This window comes from Marinobacter sp. UBA2688 (genome assembly GCF_002352785.1).
In the GTDB taxonomy this organism is placed as follows: Bacteria; Pseudomonadota; Gammaproteobacteria; order Pseudomonadales; family Oleiphilaceae; genus Marinobacter; species Marinobacter salarius.
Window position 1 is genome coordinate 414,253 of the sequence record NZ_DELU01000007.1, and the last position, 13,245, is coordinate 427,497.

Consider the following 13,245-nt stretch of genomic DNA (forward strand, 5'->3'; position numbering starts at 1 on the left):
GCGGGTCGGTTTGGAGAGCAGGAAACTCAGGAATTGACCGGACTGAGCCCTCAAACTCCCATGCCCCGACAGCTCTGAATGGCGCCACTTATAACTGGATAATTTCAGAAACTGTGAAATGCCCGTTAAACGGCCCTGTTCACGGGCCTGAGCAACCACCCAACTGTTTTCCTGATGACGTTCAAAGTACAGGCCCGATTCATCACGTTCCAGCATTTCCATCTGCTCGGCAAGCCCCTCATTCAACCAGAGCGGCGCATAAGGAACGATGGTATCGACAACCGCGTGGCTCACCTCATGCTTGATCGTTTCAAAGGTGCGGCTTCTGTTTTCCTGCACATAGACGACTATCTGGTGTTCGGAAGGTATATACAGGCCGTATGAAGCAACCGCCAGACCTTTGTTCCTGCGAACAAGGTAATTCCGGTATTCAGCCTTATCCTTGAACATCAGTATATTGACCGGAACCGTCCTGTACATATCAAAGGACATCAAACGGTCAAAGAACTCGTAGACGTTGTTCACGCCATCAACAATCTGCTGATTTTCCTCTTCACTCAGCTCCACATCGACGGCTTTAATCTTGATATCAAAACGCGACCATTTCGACGCGCCAGGCTTCACGTTGACAACTTCCTGCTCAACGCGATGGTCTTCCCGATCGCTGAAATGAATCTTCCCGTCTTCATCCACCCATTTATAAATCTTTGCATGACCAGAGACTGCAAAGATCATAGAGAGTAGAAAAACAAGGACTGGGTTTACGACTTTCATTAACGCTTTAATCCCTGCGTTTCAGAACCAGATCTGCCCCGGTGACTATTTCACGCTAATCTGCTTCGGGCCCGCTGAGGTTTCTTGGCCACTCTTACCCTTACCTACGTACTCAACGGCCCCACCAGCCTTTAAAAAAGCTGCCGTCTGCTCTTCAATGGTGGCAGAGGTTAATGTCACTTTCTCGGGCTTCTTGCTCATGGTGTTCTCCACGTTAACTGTTGGCTTATCCAACAACTAAACACCCATGATATATGAAATAGGAAAAAAGTGTTTGGATGCACTTCAGCGCCGGTAACGTGCCGCGATGAAGTGGTCCATTGAACACCAACCCGGCCCGTAAGCCATCAGATAAAGCAGCACCGCCGCCCATACCCCGTGCGTTGGCCAGGCACCGGGATAGACGAATATCTGGATGGTCAGTGTCATCACCAGCAGGGCCAGCGCCGAGAAACGCGTGGCCAGCCCCAACAAGAGCAGAACCGGAAACAGATGCTCGGCGAACGCCGCCATCAAGGCCGCCAGCTCGGGGGCGATCAACGGCAGACTGTACTCCTCCTTGAACAGAAAGAGCGCGCTGTCCGACAACCGTGGTACCCCCAGGCTGAACTCACCGGAGACAATGTCGATGGCCAGCCCTTCAATTTTGGTCTGGCCTGACTTCCAGAACACGCCGGCAATCGAAAAGCGGGCGATCATAGCGATCAGGGTGTCCGGAATGCGTCCGAAAAGAGTGTTTGCCTGCTTGATCAGACCTGGCAGGACACCCGTAGCGGTTGAGGTTTGAGCATCGGTTTCAGTCGAGTTGTCCATGTTCATCTCCGGGGTAAAGGGAGGTAATGATCTGCCAGCGCAGCAAAAGGGTCAGCGCTGCAACAAGATCAAAACCGGGCTCGCATGCCTTGGCGTCCTGTTCAGCCTGCGACAACGTTTCCTTCTGTATCAGTCGATCCATAAAAACGCCGGTGGCCTCTGCGATATCGATGCACTGGACTTCCAGCCCGGAACGCAGCACCAATACGGATTCTGGTTGCAGGGGCTCGACACGGGCCAATTCAGGGGTTGCCTGCTGGTGCGCGGCCCATAGCGAAAGCACGGCGAACCGTGATTGCAGCATCGCCACCGAGGGATGGATATCCATGCGAAGCCCGGGTAGCCGATGGGGATCAGATAGCATTCCGGCTATGTCCTCCGTGCCAAGCGGCTCAACATCGGCAGAATGGAATGCGTCGAGTCGTAGTCTTTCGAGTCGGGCCACGTCGGCCAGATAGGGTACTGATGATGCCGGGCTAAAGGTGTCGATAAAGGCCGGAAATTCGCGCCCGTAGAAGGTCAGGATTTGCGAACGCGGTGGTTGCGCCACCACAAACACCCTGGCCATGGCGCGGAAGAAGGCTTCGCCAACCAGTTGTTGGCACACAGGAAACGTGGCAGCGAGTGCATCAATCAGTGATACCACGATGTTGTTGCGATACACCGCAAAGCGCTGGTTCGGATCGGAACCGTTCCACGCCCGTAACCCGTCCGGGCAGGGTTGCGCCGGATCAAGCAATGCGCTGGCGAATACTGTCTGCTCACTCACGTTGGCCTCCTGCTTCAACAAGGTACGAGTCGGCGAGATTGACCTCGGCCAGCAAAACGTCAAATGGCGGAATGTCGTTATCGCGTTCGATCAGCGTGGCAGTCGGCCCCATTTGCTCAAGTACTTCGGTATAGAGTGCCCACACGTCTTGCGCAACGGGTGCGCTATGGCTGTCTATAAGCAGCGGGTCGCCGTTGGCATCGGCCTGGGAGGCAAAACCACCAAGGTGAATCTGCTCCGCCCGGTCAAGCGGTAATGCACGGATATAAGCCCCGGGCTCGCGGTGATGGTTGATGCACGAAACATAGGCGTTGTTGACGTCGAGCAGCAGGCCACAGCCCGTGCGGCGTATTACTTCGCTGATGAAGTCGGTCTCCGACAGGGTCGAGGTCGAGAACTCCAGATAGGTCGCCGGGTTCTCCAGCAACATGCGGCAACCCAGATGCGTCTGCACCTGATCGATGTGGTCACACACACGGTTCAGGGTGGTGGCCGTGTATGGCAGCGGCAACAGATCATTGAGAAAGAAGTCACCATGACTCGACCAGGCCAGGTGCTCAGAAAAAACCTGCGGCGCATAACGGTCAATCAGCACCGCCAGCGCATCAAGATGTGTTTTGTCCAGGGGAGCGTCGGCTCCGATCGAGAGCCCTACCCCATGCAATGACAACGGGTAGTGCTCACGAATTTTCCCCAGATAATGGTGCATAGGGCCACCCGGAACCATGTAGTTCTCGGCATGAACCTCAAAGAAACCAATGTCTGGGCCCGATTCCAGAATGTTCCGAAAGTGCTCTGGTTTCAGGCCCAGGCCTGCCCGTGAGGGCAGCATTGCTACTTCTCCTCGAAGGCTTCGAGTTGTCCGAAGCCTGTGGGTGAAGTCGGGGATGCGGTCTCCTCGCAAGTGCCTTTCGGAACCAGCGTCCAGGCATTCCCTTGATAATCGATAGTGGACGTGCCCGCACAGGTAGTGCCCGGCCCGGCGGCGCAGTCGTTCTTACCGGCGAGCGAAACTCCATAGCACTTTTCCATGCCCTCCGCGTGGGCAACGCCCGGAACGGCAACGATGGAGATCGCAGAACCCAGGGCGAGTGCCATGGCAGCAGCGGTCATGGTGCGGGTGGTGTTGGTTTCGGTGATCTCGGACTGTGAGATTTTGGATTTGGACATGTCAGACTCCTGAATTTTACGGTCGGCCAAAGCACGCCGATAAGGGTTACGGTGTCACTCAAACAGGCCCCGGCTTGACCTCCGACAACAGCCCATCCGCCAGCCAACGCGCCAGCCAGGTGCCAATCGACGCGTCAATACTGGTATTCGGATAGCCTTCTGCGAGTTGCTCACACACTTGTGCAAAACCAAGCCCCTCAAGCAGGCCCTTAAGTGCGGCATACTCATCCGACTCAAGTGTGCGAAAGTAGCTTCGCTGGTCGCTGCGCCAGAACAGGTGCCCTACCGGCTCGTTCAGCTTTTCGGCGACGGGCGGTGTTTGTTTCTGATCCAGCGCATGCCAGATTTCCAGTGCGTTCCACTCGAACTGAGCGAGCGAAACGGACGGGTGGAAGACGAATCCCAGCGATGCCCACTGCGCCTCGCCGACATTTGCCAATTGCTCACCGGTGAGAATGGCGGCATTCGGTGCATCGAAGGCGCTGTGGAGCCTCCAGTCCATGGTTGCCAGCTCAGCGATTTCCGGATCGGCAGACAAAGCTCGCTGCAAAAAGCGTGGGAAGTTGCGGCCATGGTCGCCCAGATTCGGCGAATGCGATGGATTCGTCTCGGTGTAGCGAGTGCAAATTGCGTCGAATGCGTCGTCACCGAGATAGGCCCAGGTCTGCTCAAAAGCAGACTGGAGCGCCTCGTTCATCCGCGAGCGGTAGCCAGAATGGTAGATATGCAGGCGCCGCTTACTCTGGTCAGAAGCACCGCCCGTCAGCTCGGAAAGAATGTCGTCCGAAACACCATCGCCCAAAACATAGTTTTGCAGTCCCGCTTGCAGATCGGCTAACGAACGAGGGGCGTAATCAGTCATGCGTATGCCTCCTCTCGATCCCACACAGGGGTGTGACGAGCCGCCACGGCCCTCACCCGGTCGAGTTCCACGATCAGGTCCTCCAGCGGCGGAATTGAATCGTCACGCTCGATCATCGTGCTGACCGGCCCGAAGCGACGGCATGCATAGGCGTAGAGATCAAACACTTCGTCGGGTACCGGCGCATCGTGGGTATCGATGATGACGTCGCCCAGGTTTGAGTGCCCGGCCACATGAATCTGCTGGATGCGGTGCGCTGGCACGCCGTCGATGAAGTCACGCGGGTCGAAGCCGTGGTTCATACCGCTTACGTAGATGTTGTTTACATCAAGTAGCAGCAAGCAGTCGGCTTCCTCCGCAAGGGCGGTCAGAAACGCCCATTCGCTCATCTCTGAACTGGCGTAATCGATATAGCTTGAAACGTTTTCCAGCACCAGACGGCGCCCAAGCGTTTCCTGCACCTCGCGAACGCGCGCGGCAACGTGTCGCAAGGCTTCTTCGGTATAAGGTAAGGGAAAAAGATCGTGCAGGTTCGTGCCGTGCACACCGGTCCAACATAAGTGGTCAGAAACCCACATCGGTTGGATACGGTCCGCAAGCGCTTTCAGGCGCTGCAGATAGCCATGGTCTAAGGGAGATACAGAACCAATCGACATCGACACACCATGCATCGCGATTGGGTAGTCGGCGCGAATCCTGTCGAGCATCGCAAGCGGTTTTCCGCCCTGGACCATGTAATTTTCGGAGATGACCTCGAGCCAATCCACCGCCTGCGGCTGGGCAAGAAAGCTGTTGTAATGACGCGGGCGCAAACCCAGCCCAAAACCCTGGAACGGCTCACGGAGACTGTTCTTCAGCCCATTCGGTTTGGCTTTGGCAGAGTGATTCATCATCCGTTAAATCTCCCGTTGAAAACCCGGGGCGCGCCGGAACGCGCCTCCGGACAAACACATTTGATCTGGCCTACTCAGCCCAGATCGCCAATCACACCACCTTCCGACAGGCATTCGCTTGCTGACATCCCCTTGAAGCCTTGGGCCTTGCACGCGTTCTGTCCTTTACAGGCATTTTCGGTGGTTTTGCAGTCGGCCGTTCCCTTACAGGAGTTCACCCCGTAGCAATGCACTTTATCGCTGCCGGAGACCGCCGCACCGCTGGAGCCGGCAGGTGGTTCAGCGGCATAGGCCAATCCTGAAGTCGCGAAGGCGGCGGCGAGAGCTGCAATGCGGGCACCGTTTAGCATCGTGTTCATATCTGTTTCCTTTTCATCTATGAGTTCGGAGCGGCAGGCAACCATTCAGCATGTGTTTCCCGCCTGAACAAATAGTGCGCTGCATGGGCCGACCAGGTCATCACGGAATGATCACGAGAGTGTCACCATTGTCATAACAGGGTTCACGTCACCCGTCGTGGGAGAGAGGAGGGATCAAGGAGTTATCCGTTAGCTTCCCTCTTGCTGTAGAGGGGCTCCAGAACCGGCTTGAGCCCTTTTGCATCATCTATAAACAGTTGCAAATGAGGGAAAGGAATCTCAATGCCGGCGGCATCCAGCGCCTCTTTCATCTGTTCCAGAACATCAGCCATGATTCTGGGCTGCACATCCAGATTATCGGGAGTAATCCACACCTTGGCTTCAAGGTTCACTGAAGAATCGCCCAGGCTTTTAAGCAGAACACGGGGCTCCATACCAGCACCCTGTAAAACTTCAGGGTGCGTCAGCAGAACCGGCATCAGAACATCCCTCGCGGCCTTCGCGGATTCTTTGTAAGCAATGCCCACCGGGATATTCAGGCGGGTGACCCCTTCTGCGCTGTAATTGATGATGTCGGATGACGCCACACTGTCGTTTGGAATCATCGCGAAGATATTATCCCGGGTGCGCAGCCAGGTGGTGCGCAAGGCAATCTTGACCACTTTGCCGTCTTGCCCGTTGATGGTCACCCAATCACCAATGCGGAACGGCCTCTCAATCAGCAGGGTGATACCGGCAATGAAATTGGAGAGGGTTGATTGCGCCGCAAAGCCAACGGCGATACCGACGATCCCCAACCCCGCCACAATCGAAACCACATCGAAACCGAACTGGGCGAGCACCGTCACCACAGCCAGCGCTGAGACGACCACCGAAAACAGGTTCTCGACCAGCTGACGAATCGAAGGATCCATTTTGTAGCGCACCATGCTGTCCTTGATCAGGCGTGCCAGAACCAGCCAGGCCACATAGAAACCGAGGGCCATAAAGCCCGCCCTCGCCATCGCCTTGAGAACCTCAGGAGACGTCCCGAACTGTGCAAGAACGAAGACCAGCGCCCCTAACCCGGCCAGATAACGCAGAGTGCTTCGCACCTGAATGAACAGAGGTGTTTTGGCCCGCTGCTTGCCCAAGACCAGCCGGATAGCACCGGTCACCACCAGATAGATCCCGAAAAACACCCCAAGATAGATTACAGAGACCAACAACTGGCCAAGCATCTGTACGACAAGCGCGCCCCAGTCCAAATCCTCACCTGACACGGCCAGGAAGGCATCGCCAATATTTCGCTGGAGCTGTTCAACCAGCTCGGTACCAAAGGATTCAGCCATCAGGTGTCTGCTCTTCTTTTGTTGTGGGGGTGGGCGTCACTTTATCGGATCTCTTGCTCATAATGATATGTAGGTTAACGTCAGCCTGTTTACCAATCATCAGCCATTGATCCTATCCGAAATGGTGGACCAACAGGTTCCTGGCTTCAGCCAACCGGTGGGCACGGATGTTTTCGACAGTCCAGGTTGACACAGTCCGAGGTTGGCTCAAGGATGGTTGTATGGCCAGACAAAAAAAAGAAACCGAAAACCAGAACAGCCGCGCGCCAACGGAACTTGTAAATGCATTTGACGATGCCGTTAGCCGCCTTGCTGCAATCAACGCGATCGAGGGCGTTTCGCCCGTATTCGAAGTAATTGATGCGGCAAGGCCCCTGATGCTCAGCCCCGAAGGGCTGGACGCAATCTACGAACGCGTTCCGGCCATTGAATCCGCCGGGTTCTTTGGTGGCAGCGATTGGGACTACCCCCAGACACTGGTGCCTTCCCTGGCTGCGCGTACGGTCCGCCACGGGGAGCCCACCGCAACACTGGTCGAATGCCTGAGTCAGGTTCGCCTGTTGGCGGTCACCAAAGGCGACTACGTCCACGCTTCTATCTCGGCGGAACATGCCCATAATTTCCTCGCCCAGGTGATGGCGATGAACCTGGACCTGGTGGTCAGTGATGACCTGCAGGAGAGCGACCGGCTGCGGCCCGATCAGCTCGGCCATGCCGTGCAGAACCTGTATCACTACCTGCTCCAGCATCTGGGATATGAAAACCTGCTTGAGCACCTGGTGGCCGAAGTCTGGCGTATTCTGGAGCAGCGCCCGGTGCAGGTTGAGGGCGTCAAACACATGGTGACCCAGATTGCCGTCTGCCTGGAAAAACCCGACGCCCTGGGCGGAGAAGTCGGCGACGACGCCCTGCAACTGATCAACGCCGTATTCAGCCCCACTGAAGGTTGCCGTGAAGACCCCGGTTTTGAAGTCTATTCCGAACGACTGGCGGACATGGACGATGCCGCCCTGATGCAGGAAGCCATCGCCTTTGCCCAGGCCATGCACAACACCGGCCTGGTGTCGGCCTACATGCCGGTGTTCATACGCTACCTGCGCGGGCGCTGGAACGCCCTGATCCCCACAGCCCTCGGGTTGAGCTACACCGGCGCCGACGCATTCCACTGCTACCCTGCACTGATTCACCGCTTGATCGACGACGCCGTGTTTCCGGAAACCAGTCAATGCACTTACGGCCTGGCCATGATGCTGGAGCGGGGCATTCTTTACTCGCCACCGGTAGCGCCATCCCTGTGGCGACAGATACGCATGACGCTTTCTGACGCCGCAGCCGAGAAGATCGCGACGGTCTTCGGCAGCAGCCGTTCCCCCGAATGTTTTTTGCTTGCCGACGTACTCAACGTGCTGGGGCGGCCACTGGGCGTGGGCCAGGGCAACTACCCGACCTGCCAGTCCACCCGCGCCCTGTCCATGTGGGCGTACAACATGCCGGCAGAACTGCTGCGCATCCTTGCCTGGGCAGCGCGGGACGATGAGATCGTTATGCGCTTCGAAGGCAACAGCATTTCTTCAAAGGAGCTTGGCGCCGGACTGGCAACCGAACCGCCCGTGGATGTCGATGCCGTATCCCTGCTGACCGTGCCGCATCTGGACCGTATCTATTTTGAAATGGGGCGGCGCAGTATTGGCCGCGGAGAGGATCCCCACAAATGGGTCAACGCCGAGTTTCACGGCGACCACGTTGGCCACGGATTTCGCATCGCCGTGGACGTTTTCACCGGCGGCCTGAAAGACTTCGAAGGGTTTATCCGGGATTTCTACGCCGCCTATCACCCGTTCTATAACGGCAACATTCCCGTGATCAATCCACAGCCGGCCGGTATCGCGGTGACCGACAGCGCCACGCGCTTTCTCGGCTGGCACGCCATCACCATCCAACGGATCGCCATGGACCCCGACAAGGCCATGCGCGTCTACTTTTTCAACCCCAACAACGACAGCGGCCAGAACTGGGGCCAGGGCGTCATCACCTCCACCCATGGCCACGGTGAACTCTTCGGCGAAGCCTCCTTACCGGTAGCCGAGTTCGTCTCCCGACTGTACGTGTTCCACTATGACCCGATAGAAAAAGGCGAGCCGGGCGACATCCCTGCCGATGAAGTCAACCGGGCCATGGACCTGGCCCGTGGCAGTTGGGCTTCGGGGCGGTAGACAACGCAATGTGCTGACCTTTCAAGAACCGCATCAGGCGCCAGCCTACGCTTTCCCAAGGCTCTGGACCACGCTCTCCAACGCCGGCCAGGTTCGCAATCTGGTAACAGTCCGCAAGTAAATCGTCCTCTCTCGAATCACATACGGCCCAAAAAGCTCGGCCGTCTCGTGCGACCCTGTTTGAAACTTGATAAGCGGAATCGGCAATGTTTCAAAAGCAAAGACTCACCCATCAGTCACGGGCTGTCATCACAGGCTCTGGAAGCGGCATCGGCAAAGCCCTCGCATTGGAGCTGGCCCGTCGCAAGGGGCTCATCGTCTGTTCGGACATCAGCCTGCAAGCGGCTGAGCAGACCGCCCGGGAGGTTCGGGCAGAAGGCGGCGAGGCCTGGGCTGTCGCCTGCGACGTTAGCGATCTGGCGCAGGTTGAGGCACTGGCTCAGCAAGCACAGGAGCTACTGCCGCACCCCCTGAACCTGGTGATCAACAACGCCGGCATCGGTATCGGCGGCCAGAAGATCGGCGACGTCCCAATCGCGGATTGGGCCTGGACCATCAACATCAACCTGTGGGGCGTTATCCACGGCTGCCACGTGTTCACGCCGCTTTTGAAGGGCCAGCCAGCCGCCGGCATTATCAATGTTGCCTCCACTGCGGCCTTCTCCGCGGCACCGTTGATGGGGCCCTATAACGCCACCAAAGCGGCCGCCCTGGCGATTTCGGAAACATTGGCCGCGGAGCTCTCCGAAACCAACGTTCAGGTCACCGCGCTCTGCCCCACCCTGGTGAAAACCAACATTGCCGCCAATGGCCGGATCACTGGCGATTCCGGTGCCCTGTTCAACCGGTTGATGGACCGTTTCGGAATGTCAGCCGAACAGGTGGCCAGAATCACCCTCAATGGCCTGGACCGGGGCCAGCTGTATGTGATGCCGCAACTGGACGCAAAACTGATCTGGCGCCTGAAACGACTGCTGCCAAGCGGCTACGCCGTCGGCACAGGCTTGCTGAACCGTTTTGTCAGTAAGACCGGGAGCGTAACCGAAGAAGAGACAGCGAGAGGTAGACTCCATGGCTAAAATCGACCTGGACAAGATGTTGGAGAAGATCAAGAGCTCCCAGTGGTCACTGTCCGACGTGGATTGGGACGCACCGGGAGCCGAGCTGATAACCGCCGAACAGTGGCCCAAACTGAAAGCCTTCATGGCCGACCTGATGTGGATCGAACATGTAGGTGCCCGCGCTTTCGCAGCCATGGCCAAGAAAGCACCGGATGACACGCTGCGGGAAATCTACACCTATTTCCACGCCGAAGAACAGCGCCACGCCAACGCCGAAATGGCGCTGATGAAGCGCTGGGGCATGCTGGAAGAAAACGAGCTGCCCGAGCCCAACAACAACCTGCGTCTGGTGATCGAGTGGCTGGACCGCTTTGCCGACGACCAGCCCGTGTACGTGCTGGGCACCGTGGTCCCCATGCTGGAGATTGCGCTTGATGGTGCCCTCTGCAAGTTCCTGCTGGAAACCGTGGACGACCCCGTCTGCCATCAGGCCTTTGAGCTGATCAACAACGACGAGTCCCGGCACCTTGGCGTTGGCTTCACGGTGATGGAAATGCAAGGCCATGGAAAAACCTACAGGGAACTGGCGCGTATGGTGGCCCAGTTGATGGACCCCCGGCTGATCCTCGGTATCGCCTCCTACTTTCCGTTGCTGAACAAGATGCGCGACAACATCATCGAAATGGGCCTACCGGAAGAGAAACTGTACGCCGCCATGCAGAAATTCGAAAAGATTGGTGGCCGCTCAGAAGACGGCCGGCGCAACCCCTGGTTCCAGATCATCAAATACCACGGGCGTTTCGTGGTGGATCGGGGTAACCGGTTCTACCACAAGCCGATCGACGCCCTGGTCAAAGTGACCGACGCCATCCCCCGGCGCGCCTTCCCCGCTGTACCCAGCTGGGTGCGCGAAATCACCTACCAGACGACGGCCTGACACCATGACTGACGTACAGACGACGCCTGTGGTTACCACCCTGATCATCGGGGCCGGTTTTGCCGGCCTCGGCACCGCCATTCGCCTGCAGCAGGAAGGCATCGATGACATGGTCATACTGGAACGGGACAAGCAGGTAGGTGGAACCTGGCGGGATAACCAATACCCCGGTGCCGCCTGCGACATCCCCTCAAACCTGTATTCCTATTCGTTTGCGCCAAACCCGGATTGGTCCCGAAGCTTCTCCGGTGCTCGCGAGATCCTGGGCTACATCCACCATCTGGTGAACCAGTTTGACCTGGCCCGGTACATTCGCTTTGGCACCAACGTCACCGGCCTGAACTGGGATCAGGACAGGGGCGTATGGGAGGCCACCACCGAGGGCGGAGAAACCTACTACGCAAAAACCGTGGTGATGGCCCAGGGGCCGTTATCGAACCCGGGCTTTCCGAATATTGCAGGCATCGAAGACTTTCAGGGCAAAAAAATCCACAGTGCCCAGTGGGACCACAACTACAACCTGGAAGGCAAGCGTGTCGGGGTAATCGGTACCGGAGCCAGCGCCATCCAGATCGTGCCAAGCATCGTGGGCAAGGTCGACAAGCTGACCGTGTTCCAGAGGACACCACCCTGGGTGATGCCACGGCCCGACTTCGAGACACCAGACTGGCAGAAGCTGGCGTTTCGAAAACTGCCCCTGAGCCAGAACGCATTGCGCAAGGCGCTCTACCTCGCCCACGAATCCATGGCTCTTGGGGTGATCTGGAACTCACCCCTCACTCGCCTGGCAGAGCGGCTGGGCAAGTGGCACCTGCGCAATCAAGTGAAGGATCGCTGGCTTCGCCGCCAGCTAACCCCGAACTACCGCCTGGGCTGCAAACGGGTATTGGTATCCAGCGACTATTACCCGGCCCTACAGCAACCCAATTGCAAGTTGATCACCTGGCCCATTGCCCGGATCGATGAAAACGGAGTGCGCACGGTTGAGGGCATCGAGCACCAGTTCGACTGCCTGATTTTTGCCACCGGTTTCAACGTAAGCAATGCCGGCACACCGTTTCCGATTACCGGTGTGGATGGCCGGCAATTGAACGACGAGTGGAAAAGGGGCGCATCGGCTTACAAAAGCATCAATGTTTCCGGCTACCCGAACCTTTTCCTGACGTTCGGCCCGAACTCCGGCCCCGGGCATAACTCCGCTCTGGTGTATATGGAGTCGCAGATTAACTATATTGTTAAAGCCGTGCGCACCATCACCAGCCTTGACCTGAAAGGATTGGACGTGCGCCAGAGCGCACAGGAAAGTCACAATCGTGCGATACAAAAACGGTTGTCACGAACCAACTGGAACACCGGCTGCAAAAGCTGGTATCTCACCGAGGACGGGTTTAACGCGACGATGTATCCGGGATTTGCCACACAGTATGCGCTGCAAATGAAAGAGGTAGTTCTGAAAGACTATCGGCTTCTGCCGCAGAGCTGAAGAGTCTTTCAATATCTCCAGGGCTTCGGGGCGCATTTTGCTGTGGGTATCTGCGATCACACCAATTTGCATCTACGCCCCCTTTTATCTTCAGTGATGCCCACCCGGCCCATGCGCGTGGCCGTGCGCTATCTCTTCCGCATCGGCGGCACGTACTTCGATCACTTCGATATCGAAGGTCAGGGTTTTACCGGCCATCGGGTGGTTGGTGTCGACATCGGCAAATTTGAGGCCGACCTTGGCAACGACCACATGGCGCGGGCCCTGCTCGGTTTGCACTTGGGCGATCATGCCCCGCTTCCAGCGTTTGGCACCCATCAAATGCTTGACCGGCACGCGCTGCACGGCATCGGCCTTGCGCGGGCCGTAGGCTTTTTCCGGAGTGACGGTAACGCTGAACGTATCGCCAGCCTCGCGACCTTCCAGGGCTTCTTCCAGACCCTGGATAACACCGCCGTGGCCATGCAGGTAGGCGTTCGGCTTGCCACCACGGGAATTCTCAACTTCGTTGCCCTGTTCATCACGGACACTGTAGTGAAACAGGACCACCTGATTCTTTTCGATTGGCATAGGGTTCTCT

At 57.4% G+C, this 13,245-nt stretch carries 15 protein-coding genes; 4 read left to right on the top strand and 11 right to left on the bottom strand.

All coding sequences use genetic code 11. The features are described from left to right. The 10 genes from B3M52_RS03290 to B3M52_RS03335 form a co-directional block, all read right to left on the bottom strand. A partial coding sequence (locus B3M52_RS03290; protein WP_286748730.1) for a DUF4124 domain-containing protein occupies positions 1-774 on the bottom strand: 774 nt, incomplete at its 3' end. 45 nt (positions 775-819) lie between these two features. Further along, positions 820-975 (bottom strand): hypothetical protein, encoded by a 156-nt coding sequence (locus tag B3M52_RS03295; RefSeq protein WP_007152729.1) that lies wholly within the window; start codon positions 973-975, stop codon positions 820-822. Between the two features lie 84 nt (positions 976-1,059). After that, positions 1,060-1,587 carry a DoxX family protein gene (locus tag B3M52_RS03300; RefSeq protein WP_286748731.1) on the bottom strand — a complete coding sequence of 176 codons (528 nt, stop codon included), beginning with the start codon at positions 1,585-1,587 and terminating at the stop codon, positions 1,060-1,062. Beyond that, positions 1,571-2,356 carry a DNA-binding domain-containing protein gene (locus B3M52_RS03305; protein WP_286748732.1) on the bottom strand — a complete coding sequence of 262 codons (786 nt, stop codon included), beginning with the start codon at positions 2,354-2,356 and terminating at the stop codon, positions 1,571-1,573. The genes B3M52_RS03300 and B3M52_RS03305 overlap by 17 nt, the downstream gene beginning before the upstream one ends. Beyond that, a complete protein-coding gene (locus tag B3M52_RS03310; RefSeq protein WP_007152732.1) occupies positions 2,349-3,188 on the bottom strand; it encodes a DUF692 domain-containing protein in 840 nt (279 codons plus the stop codon). Before B3M52_RS03310 ends, B3M52_RS03305 begins: the two co-directional genes overlap by 8 nt. A 2-nt stretch (positions 3,189-3,190) precedes the next feature. Beyond that, positions 3,191-3,526: a DUF2282 domain-containing protein gene (locus tag B3M52_RS03315; protein ID WP_286748735.1), complete on the bottom strand. Its 336-nt coding sequence runs from the start codon at positions 3,524-3,526 to the stop codon at positions 3,191-3,193. 58 nt (positions 3,527-3,584) lie between these two features. Beyond that, on the bottom strand, positions 3,585-4,388 hold the full coding sequence (locus B3M52_RS03320) for a DNA-binding domain-containing protein (protein WP_286748737.1): 804 nt from the start codon (positions 4,386-4,388) through the stop codon (positions 3,585-3,587). Continuing rightward, positions 4,385-5,281, bottom strand: coding sequence for a DUF692 domain-containing protein (locus tag B3M52_RS03325; RefSeq protein WP_286748739.1), 897 nt, complete (start codon positions 5,279-5,281; stop codon positions 4,385-4,387). Before B3M52_RS03325 ends, B3M52_RS03320 begins: the two co-directional genes overlap by 4 nt. Positions 5,282-5,355: 74 nt before the next feature. Beyond that, on the bottom strand, positions 5,356-5,640 hold the full coding sequence (locus B3M52_RS03330) for a hypothetical protein (protein WP_040474347.1): 285 nt from the start codon (positions 5,638-5,640) through the stop codon (positions 5,356-5,358). A gap of 182 nt (positions 5,641-5,822) precedes the next feature. Next, on the bottom strand, positions 5,823-6,971 hold the full coding sequence (locus B3M52_RS03335; RefSeq protein ID WP_286748741.1) for a mechanosensitive ion channel family protein: 1,149 nt from the start codon (positions 6,969-6,971) through the stop codon (positions 5,823-5,825). Between the two features lie 221 nt (positions 6,972-7,192). Between B3M52_RS03335 and B3M52_RS03340 the strand changes: the two genes are divergently transcribed. From B3M52_RS03340 to B3M52_RS03355, 4 genes are all read left to right on the top strand, one after another. Next, the gene (locus B3M52_RS03340) at positions 7,193-9,184 is read left to right on the top strand and encodes a hypothetical protein (protein ID WP_213480128.1); all 1,992 of its coding nucleotides are present in this window, start codon (positions 7,193-7,195) and stop codon (positions 9,182-9,184) included. A 206-nt stretch (positions 9,185-9,390) separates the two neighbouring features. Beyond that, a complete protein-coding gene (locus B3M52_RS03345; protein WP_213480129.1) occupies positions 9,391-10,263 on the top strand; it encodes an SDR family NAD(P)-dependent oxidoreductase in 873 nt (290 codons plus the stop codon). After that, a complete protein-coding gene (locus tag B3M52_RS03350; protein WP_007152741.1) occupies positions 10,256-11,182 on the top strand; it encodes a hypothetical protein in 927 nt (308 codons plus the stop codon). Before B3M52_RS03345 ends, B3M52_RS03350 begins: the two co-directional genes overlap by 8 nt. Before the next feature lie 4 nt (positions 11,183-11,186). Next, the gene (locus tag B3M52_RS03355) at positions 11,187-12,665 is read left to right on the top strand and encodes a flavin-containing monooxygenase (protein ID WP_213480130.1); all 1,479 of its coding nucleotides are present in this window, start codon (positions 11,187-11,189) and stop codon (positions 12,663-12,665) included. Positions 12,666-12,755: 90 nt separating this feature from the next. Here B3M52_RS03355 and B3M52_RS03360 read toward each other — a convergent pair whose 3' ends face one another. Continuing rightward, positions 12,756-13,235, bottom strand: coding sequence for an FKBP-type peptidyl-prolyl cis-trans isomerase (locus B3M52_RS03360; RefSeq protein ID WP_007152743.1), 480 nt, complete (start codon positions 13,233-13,235; stop codon positions 12,756-12,758). Positions 13,236-13,245: the final 10 nt, after the last annotated feature.

Coding starts and splice junctions, on each gene's coding strand:
- B3M52_RS03295 (WP_007152729.1), bottom strand. CDS start 975: ATGAGCAAGAAGCCCGAGAAAGTGACATTAACCTCTGCCACCATTGAA.
- B3M52_RS03300 (WP_286748731.1), bottom strand. CDS start 1,587: ATGGACAACTCGACTGAAACCGATGCTCAAACCTCAACCGCTACGGGT.
- B3M52_RS03310 (WP_007152732.1), bottom strand. CDS start 3,188: ATGCTGCCCTCACGGGCAGGCCTGGGCCTGAAACCAGAGCACTTTCGG.
- B3M52_RS03315 (WP_286748735.1), bottom strand. CDS start 3,526: ATGTCCAAATCCAAAATCTCACAGTCCGAGATCACCGAAACCAACACC.
- B3M52_RS03320 (WP_286748737.1), bottom strand. CDS start 4,388: ATGACTGATTACGCCCCTCGTTCGTTAGCCGATCTGCAAGCGGGACTG.
- B3M52_RS03325 (WP_286748739.1), bottom strand. CDS start 5,281: ATGATGAATCACTCTGCCAAAGCCAAACCGAATGGGCTGAAGAACAGT.
- B3M52_RS03330 (WP_040474347.1), bottom strand. CDS start 5,640: ATGAACACGATGCTAAACGGTGCCCGCATTGCAGCTCTCGCCGCCGCC.
- B3M52_RS03335 (WP_286748741.1), bottom strand. CDS start 6,971: ATGGCTGAATCCTTTGGTACCGAGCTGGTTGAACAGCTCCAGCGAAAT.
- B3M52_RS03340 (WP_213480128.1), top strand. CDS start 7,193: ATGGCCAGACAAAAAAAAGAAACCGAAAACCAGAACAGCCGCGCGCCA.
- B3M52_RS03345 (WP_213480129.1), top strand. CDS start 9,391: ATGTTTCAAAAGCAAAGACTCACCCATCAGTCACGGGCTGTCATCACA.
- B3M52_RS03350 (WP_007152741.1), top strand. CDS start 10,256: ATGGCTAAAATCGACCTGGACAAGATGTTGGAGAAGATCAAGAGCTCC.
- B3M52_RS03355 (WP_213480130.1), top strand. CDS start 11,187: ATGACTGACGTACAGACGACGCCTGTGGTTACCACCCTGATCATCGGG.
- B3M52_RS03360 (WP_007152743.1), bottom strand. CDS start 13,235: ATGCCAATCGAAAAGAATCAGGTGGTCCTGTTTCACTACAGTGTCCGT.